Here is an 18,659-nt window from a genome sequence, read left to right as displayed (position 1 = left end):
TTCGCTGCCGGGGATGCGGGGGATCTGCTGTCAGCTGGGTGCCACTTCCACGCGGAGGCCGTCGAGCTCCTCCGTGACGGGGATCTGGCACGCAAGCCTGCTGTTCTCCTGCACATCGAAGGAGTTCTCGAGCATGGCGCGCTCGGCAGGGGTGCGCTCTCCCAGCTTCTGGCACCAGGCCTCGTCGACGTAGACATGGCAGGTGGCGCAGGCGGCCATGCCTCCGCAGTCGCCGTCGATGCCGGGAACATCGTTCTCCACCGCGGCCTCCATCAGCGGGATGCCGGTCTCAGCTTCGATCGGCTGCTCCGAGCCGTCGTGGATCTGGAAGGTGATCGTCGTCATCGTCGTCTCCGGTCTCTCTGGCTGGCTTCACTGGTCAATTTCTCCGGGCTTTGGCTGCGGACACCCGCGGCCGCAGTGTGCTGGGCGGGAGGTGCCGGTCAGCGCCGACAAGGGCGTACTCCCGGTCCGCGCACAGGTCCGCGAAGAAGAGGATCTGCTCGCGGGTGTAGCTGCGCTCCGGGTGCGCCTCCCGCAGGTGCGCGCGGCTCATCTCCACGAGTTCGTCCTCGTCGTGCGCGGAGACCGCATGGCCGCAGGGGCAGTTCAGCGTCATCATCGGCGTTCACTCCCGGTCTGGGTCGGTGTCAGGGGCGGCGGTCCTGCACGAGCGCTGCAGTGCGCTCACCCCTGCGGTACGCGAGCGTACCGGCAGGTTGGTACACAAACGTACCACGCATACGGGCGGAATGTGAGCCCCCTCACGGACCGACCCAGGCACGGCACAGCCGGCAGCACCCAGTTGCCGAGCGAATCGATGAGATACTCGCTGATAAATTTATCAACGGATCTCTTCGCTGATAAATTTATCAACATGCGCACTCCGCTCGACTCACCCTTCAGCCCGGGCTCGGACACAGTGCCTCAGATCTGGGCCGGCCGCACGGAACAGCTCAGCGACTGGCGCGACGTCGTGCGGCCCCGCAGACTCGCCGGGCTTCACGAACGGGGCCGCACCATCCTCGGCGAGGCGGGGCTCGGAAAGTCCTCGCTGGTGCGCCGCATTGCCGCCTCTGCTCAGAACGAGGGCGATTGGGTCACCCCTCAGCTGCGCATCCCCTCCGGTGCAGATCCCCTGAAGAAGGTGGCCGAAGCACTCCTGCGGCTGGCAGACCAGGCGGGGCTGTCCGCCATGAAGGAAAAGCAGATCGGCGCCCTGCTGAACCGCGTCGAAAGCGTCGCGGCGTCAGGCTTCTCGCTCTCGCTGCGCCAGGCCTCCGGTCCGGAGCCGTACACCGTGCTGACAGAGCTGCTCATCGAGATCGGCCGGGCGGCCCTCCGCCAGGGTGACGTCGTGGCGCTGATCCACATCGACGAGGTCCAGAACATCAGCTCCGAGGATGCCCTGTCGCAGCTGCTCATCGCCCTGGGAGACGCGCTGACCCACGAGGAGCAGATCACCGTGCCGGGAGGCGTGCAGTTCCAGTGCGCGCTGCCCCTCGCCGTCTATCTCACAGGCCTCCCCGAGTTCGCGGACATGGCCGGCGCCCGCACGGGAGCCACATTCGTCCGCCGCTTCCAGACGACCATGCTCGCGCCCCTCGAGGACAGCGATCTCCTGGCGGCCCTGCAGCCCTTCGTCGTCGAAGGATGGGAGACCCCAGGGAGCGAAGGCCGCAGCGAGCGCGTCTTCATGGAGCCGGAAGCGCAGCAGGCGATCGTCGATCTCTGCCGCGGAGAGCCGTTCCTCTTCCAGCTCGCGGGCGAGCGAGCGTGGTACGCCGGCAGCGGCGACGTCATCACCACCGCGCAGGTGAGAGCAGGCTGGCAGAGCGCAAGCGCCGAGGCCGAGGCTCATGTGGAGCGGATCCTCGCCCGTCTGCCCCAGCGTGAGCGGCAGTTCGTCGAGGCCATGGCCGGGCTCTCCCCGGAGGACCGCACCCTCACTCGCATCTCCGAGGCGATGGGATACGCGAAGACCTCCGATGCGGGCCCCACCTCCCGCCGCCTGGACACGGTGCGAGGCATCGTCCGCCGCGGGAAGCCGTACAGCTTCAGCCATCGCGCGGTCGAGGCCGCCCTCACGAGCGAGTGGCCGGACCTGGAATGAGCTCGGAGCGCGGCCGCCCGGCGCTCATCCCACCGACGCCGCCGCGTACATCACGAGCGCGATGACGAAGCCCACCAGCCCCACCCCGGTGCTGCCGATGGTCCACGTGCGCAGCGTCTGCGAGGTCGACATGCCGAAGAACCGGCTCACCAGCCAGAACCCGGAGTCGTTCACATGGCTCGCGGCGATCGACCCCGCTGCGGTGGCACCCACGAGCGCCACGAGCTGCACCGAGTTGAAGCCGCCGGCGTGGACGGCCGGCTGCATGAGCGCGGCCGAGGTCGTGAGCGCGACCGTCGCGGACCCCTGCGCGATGCGCACCAGCAGCGCCACGAGGAACACCGCCACGATGAGCGGCATGCCCAGCCCGGCCATGGAGTCCGCGATCGCATCGCCGATGCCCGAGGCCCTGAGCACCCCGCCGAACATCCCGCCCGCTCCCGTGATGAGGATGACCGAGCAGACCGGACCGAGCGCGGAGTCCGCGATCGCCTCCGTGAGCCTGCCGGGCTTCCCGCGGGCCACGCCCAGGACGACGAAGCCCAGGAGCACGGTGATGAGCAGCGCCACGGGCGTCTCGCCGATGAGCGAGAGCACCTGCACCGCTCCGTTCTCCTCGTCCACCGTTCCCGCGGTCACGAGCGTGCTCAGCACGGTGTTCATGCCGATGAGCACGAGCGGCAGGAGGAGCAGCAGCACCACGATCCATGTGCTCGGCTCGGACCGGAACCGCGCGGCGGTCTTCTCGTCCTGCGGGGAGTCGAAGATCTCCGGCACCGGCAGATCGAAGCGGCGGGCCATCGGCGTGCCCAGGAGGTAGCCGCAGAGGTACCAGGTGGGCAGCACGAACAGCAGACCGAGGATCACCATGAGCCCCTGATCCGCACCGTAGAGGTCCACCGCCGTGACCGGCCCCGGGTGCGGAGGCACGAAGGCGTGCATAGCGCTGAACGCGATGGCCGCGGGGTACGCGATGGCCAGGAAGGACATCTCCAGGCGCCGTGCAACCGCGTAGATGATCGGCAGCATGAGCACGAGGCCCGCGTCGAAGAAGATGGGGAACCCCATGAGCAGGCTCGCGATCGACACCGCCAGAGGCGCGCGCCTCTCCCCGAACACGCCCAGGAGCTTCTGCGTCATCCGCTCCGCGCCGCCGCTGGCCTCGAGCATGCGCCCCAGCATCGCGCCCAGCCCCACGAGCAGCGCCACGCTCGCGAGCGTCCCGCCGAAGCCGTCGAGCATTGTGGGCACCACATCCGGCGGCGCAATGCCCGATGCCACCGAGGTCAGCAGGCTCACCACCACGAGCGCGATGAACGCATGCAGCCGCAGCGCCATGATGAGGAACAGCAGCAGCGCGATCGCACCGGCGGCCAGAAGGAGCAGGGAGCTCGTGGACAGCTCCCAGAGGAAGGTGGTCTCTTCGGACATCGTCGTCCTTTCTCGTCCGCGCTGCGCGCCGCAGCACGGGGTGGATGGAACGGAGGTGGGCCCGCCCTGAGTCGTCGAGGCTCAGCAGATCGAGCTCCAGCAGCTGAGGCTCAGTGGTTGAGGCGCGGAACGGGCTGCGTCTGCGCCACCCGCTGGTGCTTCACCGCCGGACCCAGCACCATGCCGTCGCCCAGCTGCAGCGTGAGCGCGCGGCTGATCTCCTGCCACGGCGTCTGGCTGGGTGGGATGCGATAGCCGCCGGCAGCCTCGAGCGCAGTGCGTCGGCTCTCCAGCTCCGCGAGCTCCACGAGGAGATCCACCCGCCCCTTCCCCACGTCCACCCGCAGGCGGTCGCCGGTGCGCAGGAGAGCGAGCGGTGCGTCCGGTGCCGCGGCCTCGGGCGAGCAGTTGAGGATGGAGGGCGAGGCCGAGGTGCCGGACTGGCGGCCGTCCCCCAGGCAGGGCAGGCTCGTGATGCCCTCGCGGATGAGCCTCGCCGGCGGATGCATGTTCACGACCTCGGCCGCGCCCGGATAGCCCAGCGGACCGGTGCCCCGCATGACGAGGATGGAGCGCTCGTCGATCCCGAGCTCGGGATCGTCGATGCGACGGTGGTAGTCCTCCGGCCCGTCGAAGACGACTGCGCGGCCCTCGAACGCCTCGGGATCGTCCGGATCCGAGAGGTAGCGCGCCCGGAACTCCTCGCCGATCACGGAGGTCTTGAGCACCGCGTTGTCGAACAGGGAGCCCGTCATGACGCGGAAGCCCGCCTGCTCCACGAGGGGCTCGCCGATGGGCCGGATGACCTCCCGGTCGGTGGTGCGCGCATCCCGGCAGTTCTCGCCGAGGGTGCGGCCGTTGACGGTGAGCGCGTCCTCCTCGATGAGACCCGCGTCCATGAGCTCGCGGACGACGGCGGGCACGCCTCCGGCGCGGAAGAACTCCTCGCCCAGGAACCGGCCGGCCGGCTGCATGTCGAGCAGCAGGGGCACGTCGTGGCCGTGCTCCTGCCATTCGTCCAGCCCCACGTCCACGCCCATGTGCTTCGCGATGGCCGTGAGGTGCCAGGGCGCGTTCGAGGAGCCGCCGATCGCCGAGCACACGCGGATCGCATTGAGGAACGCCTCGCGGGTCATGATGTCCGAGGGCTTGCGGTCCGCGTACGCCATCTCCACGATCTGCCGGCCCGTCTGATAGGCGATGGAGGGCCGCTCCTGGTAGGCGGCCGGGATGGCGGAGCAGCCGGGCAGGCTCATGCCGAGCGCCTCGGCGACGGCGTTCATGGTCGAGGCCGTGCCCATCGTGTTGCAGTGGCCGATCGAGGGCGAGGACTGCTTGACGATCGCCCAGTACTCGTCCCGGTCGATGCGGCCGGCGGCGAAGTCGTCGCGCGCCTTCCACGCGATGGTGCCCGTGCCCACCCGCTCGCCGCGGTACCAGCCGTTGAGCATGGGCCCGCCGGAGAGCACGATCGCGGGGATGTTCACCGTCGCCGCCGCCATGAGCTGCGCCGGAGTGGTCTTGTCGCAGCCGGTGGTGAGCACCACGGCGTCGAGCGGGTAGCCGTGCAGGGTCTCGACGAGGCCCAGGTACTGGAGGTTGCGGTCGAGCGCGGCGGTGGGGCGCCGGCCCGTCTCCTGGATGGGGTGGACGGGGAACTCGAAGCAGATGCCGCCGGCGTCGCGGATGCCCTCTCGCACCCGCTTCGCGAGCTCGATGTGGTGGCGGTTGCACGGGGTGAGATCGCTGCCGGACTGCGCGATCCCGATGATCGGCTTCCCGGACTGCAGCTCCTCCCGCGTGAGCCCGTAGTTGAGGTAGCGCTCGAGGATGAGGATCGTGGAGTCCGGCTCGTTCGGGTTGTCGAACCACTCCTGCGACCGCCAGCGCAGAGGAACGTGCTCACCTGCGGGAGGTGCCGCGGCGGGAGAGACCGGCACGGTCCCGGGGAAGCCCTCGGGGTCGTATCCCCTCGTGCTGTGCGCGCTGTAGTCGGTGACACCTGCCGGTGCGGCGACGTCGCCTCCCCCGTTCTCTGCACGGTGGTCGTGTTCGGGCATCTGCTCCGGCATTGCAGCACTCCTTCGTCCTCGGTGGATGCACGCTATCAGAGCGCGGTGTCGCACGATCGTCTCTGCGGCGACGCTGGACCGACGAATATTCTCCTCCGGGACCGGCTCCGGCCTCGGCCTCGGGATGACAGCAGTCCTCCTCGCGCAGTAGCAGAAAAACTAGGGGCCCTGGTTCTTCTGCTACTGCGCGAGCTGCGACTGTCCACGCTCGCGCGGCGCCCTCTTCTGCTCTGCCCTGTTCTGCCCTGCACCGCACCGCACCGCACCGCACCGCACCGCACCGCACCGCACCGCACCGAGAAGATCCTCGCGCACGCGCACGTCGGCACCGCCCTGTGACGCCGGATGACGGCTCCTGACGCTTTCCGGTGCCGATCCCGGCCGACCTCGGGTACGGCCTGCTAACGTCGCCACCACGTTCCAGAGATGCGGTCCAGGGCCTGGCCGGCCGCACGGCAACCCGAGTGCGACCGGGTGCTCCCAGGCAACAGAACAGGCCCGCGGCCACGCGCCCCGGGCAAGAATCGATGCGGGGCAGCGCCCCGGAGAGGCAGGACGACGTGTCCGTCGACTACATCCGCACCACACCGCTCTGCGACGCCGAGGATCGCACCCGCTCCCCGCAGGAGGCCGCGCACGCGGCCGACCGCGAGTACCTTCCGCATGCGCGCTTCCCCTCCGCCGAGGCCGCCCGCGAATGGGACGGCTTCTCCCCGGACGAGGCGCACAGCTGGGCCGGAGCCCTTTTCCACGTGCACCCGCATCCCGTGAGCGCCGAGGCGCTGCGCCGGGCCCACGACCAGTGGCGCGCGAGCGAGGTGCCCCAGGTCCTCGCCTGGGCGCAGACGGCACGCGAGGCGCGCAGCGCGGGCTTCACCCCGCTCACGCTGAAGATCCTCCGCTCGGCGCTCGCGGACCTCTCCCCCAGCGAGCACCCCGCCCATCCGCACAACCTGGCCCTCGTGTTCCCGCATCAGCCGCAGACGCTGCCGTTCGATGTGGGCCTGTGGCGCGCGTGGCCGGACCTCGTCGCCGGCGGCGTCTCACCCCGTGAGGCCGCGCTCCAGGTGCTGCACGAGGCAGAGGCGAGCGCGGAGGACTGATCGCGGCTCAGCCTGCGTGCGTGCGCCGCTCCGGCAGGGCGAGCCCTGCGAGGAACACTGCCGCGAGCGCCGCACCCCAGACCACCGCCGCCGCGGCGCCGCCCACCAGCAGAGGGAGGTTCCACACGGAGATCGCGAGCACGCCGAGCAGGCCCGCACCGCCCAGCCCCGTCGCCGCGAGCACCGCCGTCGAGGCCCGGGTTCCGGTCGAGGCATGCGCCCCGGTGGAGGCATCCGCCCCGGTCGAGGCGCGTACCCCGGACGCGTCCCGGCCCGCGATCCCGAACCGCAGCACCGCCGCACTCGTGAGCGCCATCATGAGGATGACCCCCACGGCACCCGCCCCCGAGTACCAGGTGTAGATCTGCGTGACGGGATGCAGCTGTGCGAGCGCGGAGACCGCGACCACCGTCGTCGTCACCCCGCTCACCCACAGCGAGGCGTGCGAGGGTGCGCGGTGCACCGGATGCGCACGCCCCAGGCTCTCCGGCAGCACTCCGCGCCCGCCCAGCGTGAACAGGTAGCGGGTGACGATGTTGTGGAAGGCGAGCATGCACGCGAACATGCTGGTCACGACGAGCACCTGGACGACATCGCGCATGATGGGGGCGACGACCTCCCCGGCCAGCCCCACGACCACGCCGTCAGGATTCTCCCCCGAGGCGGCGACCGCCTCGCCCGCACCCAGACCGGAGATCACGAGCCATGCCGAGAGCGTGTAGAGCACACCGATGAGGATCACCGCGATGTAGGTCGCCCGCGGCACGGTGTGCAGCGGATCCCGCGCCTCACCGCGGAACACCGCCGTCGCCTCGAACCCGAAGAAGCCCAGGAACGCGAACAGCAGGCCGAGGCCCGGAGCGCCGGCGAGCGCCTCGGCGGGGCTGAAGGGAGCGGCCGCGAGCTCACGGCCGGAGAGGAGCACGCCCACGTCGATCGCGACGACGGCCATGACCTCGAGCACGAGGACGATGCCCAGCACCTTGGCCGAAAGATCGATCTGCCGGTAGCCGAGCAGCCCCACGACGAGGAGCATGACTCCGGAGATGAGCCACCACGGCAGCTCCACGCCTGTCCACAGAGTGAGCAGATTGCCCGTCTGCACGCCCAGATAGCACGTCATGGAGACGGTGAGGAGGACATATGAGAACAGGGCGACCGCCGCCGTGCCGAGCCCCGCACGCCGGCCCAGCCCCCGGTGCACGTACGAGTAGAAGGCCCCCGCGTCCGGCACATGCGGTGTCATCCAGGCATAGCCCACGGAGAACAGCAGGAGGATGGCCGTGGCCGCGAGGATCATGAGCGGCGCGCCCACGGTCCCCGATTCCAGGAGGATGATCGGGAAGTTCGCGGCCACGACGGTGATGGGCGCCGCTGCGGCCACCACCATGAGCACGATGCCCGTGACCCCGAGGCTGCGGCTCAGACCCGGCCCGGCTGCCCGGCCCGAGGCCGCGTCCGGCCTCCCCTCCTCCGCCTTCAGCGTGTTCCGCTCAGAAATCGTACCGTCTCCCTCTGCTCTCACTGCCGCCATCGGCTCTGTCCGCGCACCGGTGCCGTCCGCGCGCGTGTCCGCACCGACCGTACGGTCAGGCATCCGCACGCCGACGCGCGCTCCGCTCAGCGCCTGCGCACGCCGTCCTGGAAGACGGCCTCGATCTGGCCCCGGAGGGCGCCGAGGCCCGTGGCGGCGAGATCGCCGTCGAACAGCACGAGGTCGGCGGCCTTCCCCTCCGCGATCCGGCCCACGGACTCCGAGCCGATGAGGTCCGCGGCGTTCGCCGTTGCGGCCCGCAGCGCATCCTGCGCGGTCATCCCCGCGGCGAACATGAGCTCGAGCTCCTCGAGGTTCTCGCCGTGCGGGCCCACACCCGCATCCGTGCCCATCGCGATCTTCACCCCGGCGGCATAGGCGGCCTGGAACGCCTCACGGTGGGTCTCCGCGACCATGATCGCCTTCTCCACGACCGCAGGCGGCAGTGCGGCTCCGGCCTCGGCGGCCTTGATGACGGCGACGGGCGCCTGCAGCGTCGGCACGAGGTACGCGCCCTTCTCGATGAAGAGCTCGATGGTCTCCTGATCGAGGAAGATGCCGTGCTCGATCGAGCGGACGCCGGCCTCCAGCGCGTTCCGGATGCCCTGGGTGCCCTGGGCGTGGGACATGACGTAGGCGCCCTGCGTCTCGGCCTCGGCGACGATCGCCTCGATCTCGGCGACCGTGAACTGGCTGTGGCGCGGGTCATCGGTGGGCGAGAGGACGCCGCCGGTGGAGCAGATCTTGATCTGGTCGGCACCGGCGCGCAGGATCTCACGGGCCTTGCGCGTCACGCCCTCGATGCCGTCGGCCACCCCGTTGGGTGCGCCGGGATGCCCCGCGAGCATGGGCATCTCCGCGCCCGAGGCCATGCATCCGTCGCCGTGCCCGCCCGTCTGGCTCATGATCGAGATCGCCGCCCGCAGCTTGGGACCCTCGATGAGGCGCTTGGCGAGGGCGGCCTTGACCCCGGCATCGGCTCCCCCGGCGTCACGTGCGGTGGTTACGCCCGCGTGCAGGGTCCTGCGCAGGTTCTCCACCGCGTGGAAGAACTTGAGCGAGAAGGGCTCCGTGAATGCGTCGAGCCTGCCCGCACCGCTGACCGTGACGTGCACGTGGCAGTCGATGAGCCCGGGGGTGAGGGTCCTGCCGGTGCCGTCGACGAACTGCGCGCCCTCGGCCTCGGCGGACTTCTCCGTGTGGGTCCAGGCCGCGGTGATCTCCGTGATGACGCCGTCGACCGCGATGACATCGCGCTTGCCGATGAACTCGGTGCCGTCGAAGACCTTGGCGCCGGCGACGATGAGCTTCTCTGCCATGGGGAACTCCTTCTGGGGTGGGGCTGGTGATGGTGGTGAGGGGCCTGCCCGGGCTGCGCCAGCCCGGGCCGAACGCCATCCGCCGGGTGAGCGCTTTCTGTCGGTTTCAGGCGCTGAACCCGACAGAAAGTGCTCACTCGCGGTGGTGCGCGGGGGCGGGTGCGGATGCGCGGACGCGGGCGAGCGCGAGGTGCGCCAGGGCGGCGGCCTGATCGCCCAGCACGGAGTCGTCGAACACGACGTACGGCGAGTGGTTGTCGACCGCGTCCTCCGCTGCGAGTGCCTCCGGGCGGGCGCCGAGCATGATGTAGGTGCCGGGCACCTCCCGCAGCACGTAGGAGAAGTCCTCGCTGGGCATGATCGGATTGTCCACGACCGCCACCCGCTCCTCGCCCAGCAGCCCGCGCAGGCGGTCCACGGCCCACGCCGTCTCGGCCGCGTCGTTGACGGTGACGGGGTACTCGACGGAGAAGCGCACCTCGGCGGTGCACCCGTGCGCTGCGGCGATGCCCTCGGCCAGCCGCCGCGACTCCTCGCGGAACCGCTCGGTGGATTCCTGCGAGAGCGTGCGGACGGTCGCGCCCAGGGAGGCGCTGGGCGGGATGACGTTGACGGCCTCCCCCGCGCTCAGCTGCGTGATGGACATGACGACGGGGTCGAAGACGTCGAACCGGCGGGTGATCATGGTCTGCAGCCCGAGGATCGTCTCCGCCAGGGCCGGCACGGGATCGGCCGCATTGTGAGGCTGCGAGCCGTGGCCCCCGGCGCCGTGGACCGTGACCTCGAGGACGTTGGAGCCGGCCTGCAGGCTGCCCGGCTTCGTGGCGAAGAGGCCGCGCTGAGCCGAGCTGGTGACATGGACGCCGTAGGCGGCGCCCACCCGCACTCCCGCAGCATCCAGCACACCCTCCTCGATCATGATCTTCGCGCCGTGGAAGCCCTCCTCGCCCGGCTGGAACATGAACACCACATCGCCGGCGAGCTCGTGCCGGTGCGCCGCGAGCAGGCGGGCCGCGCCCACGAGGCCTGCGGTGTGGAGGTCGTGACCGCAGGCGTGCATGTTCCCGTTCTCCGAGCGGAAGGGCTCGTCCGTGAGCTCTCGCACGGGCAGGGCGTCCATGTCGCCGCGGAGCAGGACGGCGGGCGCCCCGGTCGCCGGCCGCTCAGGATGGGTGCCGCGCAGCACCGCCACGACCGAGGTGGTCCCGGTGCCCGTCGTCACCTCCAGGCCCAGCCCTTCGAGGGCTGCGAGGACGCGCGCCTGCGTCTGCGGCAGGTCGAGGCCGGTCTCCGGAATGCGGTGCAGCTCGCGGCGCAGATCCTGGAGCTGCGGCAGGAGTGCTGCGGCCTCGGCGGTGAGCGAGGCGGAGACGTCCGAGGCGGGGGCTCCCGAGGTGTCTGCGGGAGCGGGGACCCCAGGGCTGTCCACTGGAGCGCTGCCTGCTGCAGCAGTGCCTGCGGCGGGAGCGCCGGTGCCTGCGGCGGAATGGGTCATGGGTGGAATCCTTTCCCGGGGGAGACGGGGAACACATCTGCTGAGCCAATTATGCGCCGCCGCGCATACGTGTTCCATCACCGCCCGCCCAGTGACACGGCGGCGGTCCGGTCCGCCTCCCACGCGGCCCGCCGTCCACGCGGTGGCGTGGGGGCGTGCTGGAGCTGCAGTTCGACAGTGCTCACGGCCGGTTCACGCTCGCCGCGGTGCCGGACGCACCGCAGGACCGTACCCGCCGCGCGGCCGCGCTCGCCGCGGGGCCGCGCTCGGCTCACCGCTGGACCGGATCAGCCCCCGAGGCGCCGAACCCGTCGAGGTCCCGCAGCGTGGGCGCGCCCTCCCAGTCTCCGGGGGCCGTGCACATGTACGCCCCGCAGGCGTTCGCCCGGGCCAGGCGCTCCTCGACTCTCATCCCCGCGAGCATCCCGCTGAGATAGCCCGCGACGAAGGAGTCCCCCGCCCCCACGGTGTCCACGACGCTGATCCGATGACCGGCCGCCCGCACCTCCCGCAGACCGCCGGCGCCGTCCGGGAGGAGCACCGCCGCGCCGTCCTCGCCGAGCTTCACGATGATCTCGCGTGCAGACGCGGACTGCGCACCCCCGCGGGAGCTCTCAGCGTCACCGGCCTCCGAGCCGGCGCCTGCACCCTCGACCGTGTGCACGCCCGCGCGCATCTCGCGAGCACCCGCACCCGAGGCCGCACCGGTGTCCGCAGCCGCACCGGCATCCGCGAAGCGCACCGCATCGCGCAGCGTCTCGTACGTGAAGTCCTCACCGGGCGCGCATCCGTCCTCGCCCAGCACCATCGCGAGCTCCTCGAGGGAGCCGAAGAGGAGGTCGGCCTCGGCGGCGAACTCGCGCAGCACCCCAGACGCCTCCTCCGCGGAGGCCAGCGCGCGGCGGTGGTTCACGTCGAAGCTGACGGGCACACCCGCGGCCTGCGCCCTGCGCACGGCTTCCCGGCATGCCCGGCGCGCGGCGTCCGAGAGCAGCGGCGTGATCCCTGTGAGGTGGAGCAGCGCGGCATCCTCGATCACGCCGGGGGCCAGATCCTCCGGGCACAGTCGGGAACCGGCGGACCCCCGGCGGTAGTAGAGCACGCGCGCGGTCCCGGGTCCCGTGAGCTCCTTGAGCATGAGGCCGGTCGCGGCGTCCGCATCTTCGATGCCGCGCACCTCGATGCCCTCTCCGCGCAGCTCCCGCACCACCCGCGTGCCGAGGGAGTCCTCACCCACCCGGCCGATCCAGCGCACCGGCGCGCCCAGGCGGCTCAGCCCCACCGCGACGTTCGACTCCGCCCCGCCGATGCTCACGTGCGCCTGGTCCACATGTGCCAGCGTGCCCAGCCGCGCGCCCGTCATGAGCGCCATGGTCTCGCCCAGCGTCACGACCGGTGCCGAGGCCCTGGTGCCGCCCGCCCGGGAGGAGGCGCCCGAGGCCGCGGTCGCCCCGGAGCCCTCGCCGCCGTGAGCGCCGGTCATGCCTGCGCTCCCGCCGCGTCCGCATCCTGCGCACAGGCGGCGACGAACCTCCGAGCGCGCTCCGCGAGGGCGTCCAGGTCACCACCGGCGAAGGCATCGCCCAGGAGGGGACCGCCCACGCTCACGGCCTCCGCGCCGGCGGCGAGCCACGCCTCGGCGGCCTCGAAGTCCACTCCGCCCGAGGGCACGACGCGCATGCCGGGGAACGGTCCGCGCAGGTCCTTGACGTACCCGGCACCCACGACGCCGGCGGGGAAGACCTTGACGGCAGCGGCGCCTCGGCTCCAGGTGGAGTGCAGCTCCGTGGGGGTGAGCCCTCCCGGGATGACCGGGATGCCGCGCTCCACTGCGCGGTCCACGACGGGCAGCACGGACACGGGCGTGACGAGGTAGTGCGCACCGGCAGCCGCCGCGAGGTCCACCTGCTCCGGGGTCGTCACGGTGCCCACGCCCAGATCCGCCTCGGCGCCGAAGCGCTCCACCAGCCCGGGCAGCGCCTCGAACGTGCCCGGCGTGGTGAGGGTGAGCTCGAAGCTGCGCACGCCTGCGGCCGCGAGCACCTCGATGACGGGCGCGTAGTCCTCCGCACGCTTCGCACGCATGACGGCGATGAGGCGGGAGGCACGGGTGCGTGCGGGGAGCTCGGGACGTGCGGGGACCGCGGAGCGCTCCGGCGAGGACGAGGCCGCGTCCCCCGCTGCCTGAGGTGCCTGCGCCGCGGGGCGCTGATGCGCCGCCGGGTGCGGCTGCGCTGCGGCGTGCGGCTGCGGCGCGTTCGAAGGTGGGTCGGAGTGCTGAGACATGGCGTCCTTCCGAAGAGCGGGTGGATGGTGAGCGGTGGCAGCCGGGTCAGCGGCCTCTCCACCGGGTGTTCCTGACACCACAGTACGACCGGTCCCGGCGATGGGGTGAGATGCGCGCGGTGGCGGCCTATGGCAGCACAGGGCGGGAGGCGCCACGGGCGGAACGCGGAGGCACCTGCTGTCGGAACGCCGGTGCGCGCACCGATGGGCCGCGCCGCCTCAGCCCGTCGAGCGCAGAGGGCCGACCGGCGGAGCGCCCGCGGGGGCCTCGCGCAGGCCCTCGCTGAACCGGTCGAGGGAGGAGTGCAGATGCATGCGCATCGCGGTCTCCGCCTCCTCCGGCGCGCCGTCGGAGATCGCGCGGGCGATCGCGGTGTGCTCGGCGAGGGTGCAGGAGCCGTCGCGGTCGGCGGGGAAGAGGCGGAAGAGGTGCAGGTGCGAGTGCAGCTGCGTGAACGCGGCCAGGAGGAACCCCGGGTCCACGGCCCCGAGAATGGCCTCGTGGAAGCGCACGTCGTGGTGGAAGTTCGCATGCACGCCCCCGTGCGCGTGGGCCTGTTCGTCCTGGAACCGCGCGATCTCCGCGAACAGCTGCCCGCCCAGATCGCCCTCCAGCTCCGCACCCGCCCGTGCGGCCCACGGCTCCAGCAGCAGCCGCACCTCGAACATCTCGCCGAGCTGCTGCTCCGTGAGCAGATCGCTGGTCTGGTAGCCGCGCGGCCTGCGTGCGAACACGAGCTTGTCGCCCTCGAGCCGCTGGACCGCCTCGCGCACCGGGGTCTGCGAGACGCCCAGCTCCCGGGCGAGCCGGTCGATGTTGATCCGCTCCCCCGGCGGGATGCTCCGATCGAAGATGAGCGCACGGATCCGCTGGTAGACGGACTCCGCCGCCCCGTTCTGCTCGGCCACACCACAACCTCTCCGACGCTCCGCTGAGCGCCCAGCTTCATCCGGTCCGCACACGCCTCGCGCCCACCTCACACGAGTGAGCGGTTCCTGACGGATTCGAGTGCCAGATCCGACAAGAACCGCTCACCCAGCGGGAGGGGACGGGGCGGGCCGGAATCGTGTCATCGGTTGCTCACTCTACGGAATCCGGCCCCTGCGACGGCTCAGGCCTGCAGACCCGCCCGGGCGAGGTCTGCGAACAGCGCCCGCACCCCGTAGGTCCACGGCTCCAGCTCCTCCGTGCGGCCCACCGTGTTCACGAGCCTGCCCAGCAGCGGATTCTCGATGACCACCCGGTCGCCGAGCGCATGCGTGAAGCCCTCGCCGGGCACCGCGCGGTCCTCCGTGGGCGCGAACAGCGTGCCCGTGAGGATGACGCAGCCGTCCGGGTACTGGTGGTGGTCCCCGAGGGCGGCGTCGACCAGGCGCTCGAACGTCCGGCTGAGCGAGCCGCACGTGTTGAGCCCCCGCAGCACGTAGCCGTCGCCGCCGGCGGCCTCCGACGCGCCCTCCACCGTCAGCTCGATCGAGACGGTGCGCGCATCGTCGAGGGTGAACCCCTCGTCGAACACGCGGATGACCGGCCCCAGCGCCGTCGAGCGGTTGTTGTCCTTCGCCATGCCGAGCAGCAGCGCGGAGCGGCCCTCGACATCGCGGAGGTTGACGTCGTTGCCCAGCGTCACGCCGGCGATCCGCCCCTCGGCCGTCACCACGAGCGTGAGCTCCGGCTCCGGGTTGTTCCACGCGGAGAACGCGGGGATGCCGATCGCATCGCCCGTGCCCACGGCGGAGAGCACCGGCCCCTTCGTGAACACCTCGGGGTCCGGTCCCAGCCCCACCTCGAGGTACTGCGACCACCAGCCGAGGCCCAGCAGCTGCTCCTTGACGGCGGCGGCCTCCGCCGAACCGGGAACCACGGCGGAGAGGTCCACGCCCACAGCCGCCTGCATCTCCTCGCGGATCTGCTGGGCACGGGCCGGATCGCCCTGCGCGCGCTCCTCGATGAGGCGTTCGATCATGGAGCCCGCGAACGTCACGCCGCAGGCCTTGAGCACCTGCAGGTCCACGGGCGCGAGCAGGACGGGCGCCGAGGCCGCCTCCCCGCGACCGGCGCTGTCACCCGCCGCAGCGGCCGCGTCCGGGCCTGCACCCGAGGCAGGGCCTGCGCCCGAGGCAGGGCCTGCGCCCGAGGCAGGGCCTGCGCCCGAGACCGAGACCGGGCCCGTGGCCTGCTCCGGCAGGCGCACCTCCTCGATGTGCCAGGTGGGCTCGGTCGCGTAGACCTCGGCCAGCTCCGCTGCGAGGTCCGCCCGTTCCATCAGCGTCGCCGAGGTGCCGGCCAGCTGCGAGACGTCCCACAGCCCCGTGCCGCGGTAGGCGACGGGCACCGGCGCACCGCGTGCCGGGTCCCAGACCCGTCCCACGAAGGTGCCGTTCTCCTCGCCCACCGGCAGCACATCGCGGAGGGTCGTCTCAGCCGAAGTGCCGGCCGCCGCACCTCCTGCGACCGCCGTCTCCCCTGCCGTCACCGTGCGGCCTGCCACTCGCCGTCCACCCGGCGGGCGATGCCCAGCGGATTGGCCTCCTGCAGCTCCGGCGGGAGCATCCCGTCCTCCATGTCCTGGAAGGCGACGGGGCGGAGCCAGCGGTCGATCGCCGCCGTCCCCACGCTCGTCGCGTGCTGCGTGGCAGCGGGGTACGGCCCGCCGTGCTGCTGCGCATAGGACACCGTCACGCCGGTGGGCCAGCCGCCGCGCAGCACCCGGCCGCAGCGGTCCTGGAGGAGCTGGAGGACGCCGGAGACGTCCTCCCCGTCCTCGGAGTGGATGGTGCCCGTGAGCTGACCGCCCAGCAGGCCCAGCACGCGGTCGAGTTCGGCCGTGTCCGCATAGGTGATGAGCACGGCCGCCGGACCGAACATCTCGGTGCGCACCGCCGCGGCGTCCTCGTCCAGGTCCGCCGCGCGCACCGTGAGCACGCCCGGGGCGGGCGGATTCGCGGCGTCACCGGCCACCAGCACGGACACGTCCGCCGAGGCCGCCACGGCATCGCGGTTGGCCACGAAGCCGTCGCGGATGGACTCGGTGAGCATGCCCGTACCGAGGGCCGCGGCCGAGGCAGCACCGGGCAGGACCCGCGCGGCGGCCTCGGCGCCGGCCTCCGGGAGGAGGAGCAGACCGGGCTTGGTGCAGAACTGGCCCACGCCCATCGTCATGGACCCGATCCAGCCGGTGAGGATCTCCTCGGCGCGGGCCGCGCAGGCCGCCTCCGTGACCACGACGGGGTTGAGCGAGCCCAGCTCCCCGTAGAAGGGGATCGGCTCGGGCCGGGCGACGGCGCGGTCGAACAGCGCACGCCCGCCGGCCTCGGAGCCGGTGAAGCCCACGGCCTTCACGAGCGGGTGGTCGACGAGGGCCTCGGCGGCCTCGCGCCCGGAGACCGCGCCGAAGAGCCCCTCCGGTGCCCCGGCCTCGGCGAGCGCCCGGACCACGATCTCCGCCGTGCGCGCGGCGAGGCGGGCGTGCGCGCCGTGCAGCTTGTGCACCACGGCGCAGCCGGCCGCGAGCGCCGAGGCCGAGTCCCCGCCGATCACGGAGAACGCGAAGGGGAAGTTCGAGGCGCCGAACACGCCCACCACGCCCAGCGGCACATTCATGCGGCGCAGGTCGGGGCGCGGACCCATGCCCCAGTCCGGGTCCGCGTGGTCCACCACCGCGCCCAGGAACTCGCCGCGGCGGGCCTCACCGGCCAGCAGGCGCAGCTGGAAGGCGGAGCGGGTGAGCTCGCCGTTCAGCCGCGCCTCCGGCAGGTGCGTCTCCTCCATCGCGAGCGGCACGAGCTCCTCGCGGTGGGACTCGAGGGCGTCGGCGACGGCCTCCATCCAGGCCGCACGCTCCTCGCGGGTGCGGGTGCGGGCGGCGAGGAACGCCGCGTGGGCGGCACGGACGACCGCGTCGGCCCCGTGCGAGCCGGTGCGGGCCTCGGCGTGTGCGAGTGTCATGGATTCTTCCTTCCGTTCGAGGTCTGCGGATTCCGCACTGGGGTCTCCACACTAGGGGCGATCGGCCCGGGCATGCTCACACCATTCCCAGCAGTCCCGGCAGCCACAGGCTGAGCATCGGGATGAAGGCGATGAGCAGCAGCGTCACCAGCATCGGGACGAAGAACGGCACCGTGCCCCTGATGACCGTCGTGACGGGGTGCTTCGTCACGGACGACAGCACGAACAGCACGAGCCCCACGGGCGGGGTGAGCAGGCCGATCATGAGGTTGAAGATCATCATGGTGCCGAAGTGGATGGGGCTGAGCCCGAACGCCTCGGCCACGGGAACGAGGACGGGCGCGAGGATGAGGATCGCGCTCGTGGGCTCGAGGACCGCGCCCACGATGAGCAGCAGGATGTTCGCGAGGATGAGGAACACGAGCGGGCGGTCCGTGATCTGGAGGATGAGGTCGGCGGCCACCTGCGGGGCCTGTTCACGCGCGAGCACCCAGCCGAACAGCGCGGCACCGGCGACGATGATGAGCACGCCGCCCACCGTCTCCACGCTCGTGGCCAGCGCGTACCTGACCTTCTCCCAGCCCAGGTTGCCGTAGCAGGCGGCCAGGATCGCGATGTAGGCCACGCCCACCGCCGAGGCCTCGGTGGGGGTGAAGATGCCGGAGAGGATGCCGCCGAGGATGACGACCGCCGCGCCCACCGGCGGCAGCGCCCTCACACCCAGCCGCACGCGCTCGCGCCGGCTCGCCTTCTCCAGGCGCAGGTCCTCGCGCCCCCGTGTGAGGAACCAGACCATGAGGGAGAGAGCGACGACGAGCACGAGCGCGGGCACGATCCCGGCCATGAACAGGGCACCCACGGAGACGCCGGCGGTGACGGCGTAGATGATCGCCGGGATGGACGGCGGCATCATGGGCGCGATGAGCGAGGAGGCACCCGTGACGCCCAGCGAGAAGCCCGGCGAGTAGCCGCGGCGCACCATCGCCGGCACCTGGATGCGGCCCATCGCGGCGGCATCGGAGATCGCGGCCCCGGAGATCCAGGAGAAGCCGAAGCTCGTGAGGATGTTGACGTAGCCCAGCGAGCCGCGCACGTGCCCGATCGCCGCGACGGCGGCGTCGTAGAGCCGGTCGGTGGCGCCGGAGATGTTCGCGAGGTTGCCCAGCAGGATGAACATCGGCACCGCGAGGATCGCGAAGTCGAAGACGCCCGAGGTGGCCTGCTGCGCGGCGAGCGCGAGCGTCGCCGTGGGGTCGACGAGGATGTAGACGAGCGAGGGGACGATGAGCGCCACCCCGACGGGCACCCGCAGGGCCAGCAGCGCCAGCAGGGCGAGGACCATGATGAGAAGAGTCAT

The 18,659-nt window shown here is 71.8% G+C and carries 15 protein-coding genes and 1 riboswitch; of the genes, 2 read left to right on the top strand and 13 right to left on the bottom strand.

The window, feature by feature from the left end; translation table 11 throughout:
- Positions 1–30: 30 nt before the first annotated feature.
- Entirely contained in the window at positions 31–345 is a 315-nt protein-coding gene (locus K318_RS0109705) for a 2Fe-2S iron-sulfur cluster-binding protein (protein ID WP_029089347.1), read from the bottom strand.
- A 34-nt stretch (positions 346–379) separates the two neighbouring features.
- Positions 380–622 carry a DUF1059 domain-containing protein gene (locus K318_RS25235; protein ID WP_035281343.1) on the bottom strand — a complete coding sequence of 81 codons (243 nt, stop codon included), beginning with the start codon at positions 620–622 and terminating at the stop codon, positions 380–382.
- Between the two features lie 198 nt (positions 623–820).
- On the opposite strand from K318_RS25235, the gene K318_RS0109695 reads away from it, so the two are divergent.
- Positions 821–2,113, top strand: a complete 1,293-nt coding sequence (locus tag K318_RS0109695) for an ATP-binding protein (protein ID WP_245579838.1) — start codon at positions 821–823, stop codon at positions 2,111–2,113.
- 24 nt (positions 2,114–2,137) lie between these two features.
- Here the strand turns inward: K318_RS0109695 and K318_RS0109690 are convergent, their stop codons facing one another.
- Together K318_RS0109690 and K318_RS0109685 are read right to left on the bottom strand one after the other, a co-directional pair.
- Positions 2,138–3,544: a GntP family permease gene (locus tag K318_RS0109690; RefSeq protein WP_029089345.1), complete on the bottom strand. Its 1,407-nt coding sequence runs from the start codon at positions 3,542–3,544 to the stop codon at positions 2,138–2,140.
- 110 nt (positions 3,545–3,654) lie between these two features.
- Positions 3,655–5,616, bottom strand: a complete 1,962-nt coding sequence (locus tag K318_RS0109685) for an IlvD/Edd family dehydratase (RefSeq protein WP_245579837.1) — start codon at positions 5,614–5,616, stop codon at positions 3,655–3,657.
- A 417-nt stretch (positions 5,617–6,033) separates the two neighbouring features.
- A riboswitch (SAM riboswitch) is annotated at positions 6,034–6,146 on the top strand.
- On the opposite strand from K318_RS0109685, the gene K318_RS0109680 reads away from it, so the two are divergent.
- A complete protein-coding gene (locus tag K318_RS0109680; RefSeq protein WP_029089343.1) occupies positions 6,144–6,719 on the top strand; it encodes a hypothetical protein in 576 nt (191 codons plus the stop codon). It overlaps the preceding riboswitch by 3 nt.
- A gap of 7 nt (positions 6,720–6,726) precedes the next feature.
- Here the strand turns inward: K318_RS0109680 and K318_RS20790 are convergent, their stop codons facing one another.
- From K318_RS20790 to K318_RS0109635, 9 genes are all read right to left on the bottom strand, one after another.
- Positions 6,727–8,253 (bottom strand): APC family permease, encoded by a 1,527-nt coding sequence (locus K318_RS20790; RefSeq protein ID WP_084500015.1) that lies wholly within the window; start codon positions 8,251–8,253, stop codon positions 6,727–6,729.
- Between the two features lie 86 nt (positions 8,254–8,339).
- Positions 8,340–9,572 (bottom strand): metal-dependent hydrolase family protein, encoded by a 1,233-nt coding sequence (locus K318_RS0109670; RefSeq protein ID WP_029089342.1) that lies wholly within the window; start codon positions 9,570–9,572, stop codon positions 8,340–8,342.
- Positions 9,573–9,705: 133 nt separating this feature from the next.
- Positions 9,706–11,067 (bottom strand): M20 metallopeptidase family protein, encoded by a 1,362-nt coding sequence (locus K318_RS20785; protein WP_084499963.1) that lies wholly within the window; start codon positions 11,065–11,067, stop codon positions 9,706–9,708.
- Between the two features lie 271 nt (positions 11,068–11,338).
- Entirely contained in the window at positions 11,339–12,550 is a 1,212-nt protein-coding gene (locus K318_RS0109660; RefSeq protein ID WP_084499962.1) for a sugar kinase, read from the bottom strand.
- Complete coding sequence (locus tag K318_RS20780; RefSeq protein ID WP_084499961.1) at positions 12,547–13,353, bottom strand: bifunctional 4-hydroxy-2-oxoglutarate aldolase/2-dehydro-3-deoxy-phosphogluconate aldolase; 807 nt, start codon at positions 13,351–13,353, stop codon at positions 12,547–12,549. The genes K318_RS0109660 and K318_RS20780 overlap by 4 nt, the downstream gene beginning before the upstream one ends.
- Positions 13,354–13,572: 219 nt before the next feature.
- Positions 13,573–14,262, bottom strand: a complete 690-nt coding sequence (locus tag K318_RS20775; protein ID WP_051297792.1) for a GntR family transcriptional regulator — start codon at positions 14,260–14,262, stop codon at positions 13,573–13,575.
- A 203-nt stretch (positions 14,263–14,465) separates the two neighbouring features.
- Entirely contained in the window at positions 14,466–15,845 is a 1,380-nt protein-coding gene (locus K318_RS0109645; protein ID WP_029089340.1) for a fumarylacetoacetate hydrolase family protein, read from the bottom strand.
- A complete protein-coding gene (locus K318_RS0109640) occupies positions 15,827–17,302 on the bottom strand; it encodes an aldehyde dehydrogenase family protein (protein ID WP_029089339.1) in 1,476 nt (491 codons plus the stop codon). Before K318_RS0109640 ends, K318_RS0109645 begins: the two co-directional genes overlap by 19 nt.
- 76 nt (positions 17,303–17,378) lie before the next feature.
- On the bottom strand, positions 17,379–18,659 hold the full coding sequence (locus tag K318_RS0109635; RefSeq protein WP_029089338.1) for a TRAP transporter large permease: 1,281 nt from the start codon (positions 18,657–18,659) through the stop codon (positions 17,379–17,381).

Source organism: Brevibacterium album DSM 18261, assembly GCF_000426445.1.
GTDB classification, from domain to species: Bacteria; Actinomycetota; Actinomycetes; order Actinomycetales; family Brevibacteriaceae; genus Brevibacterium; species Brevibacterium album.
The sequence above is the reverse complement of the archived record's forward strand: the minus strand, read 5'-3'. Positions and strand labels throughout refer to the sequence as shown.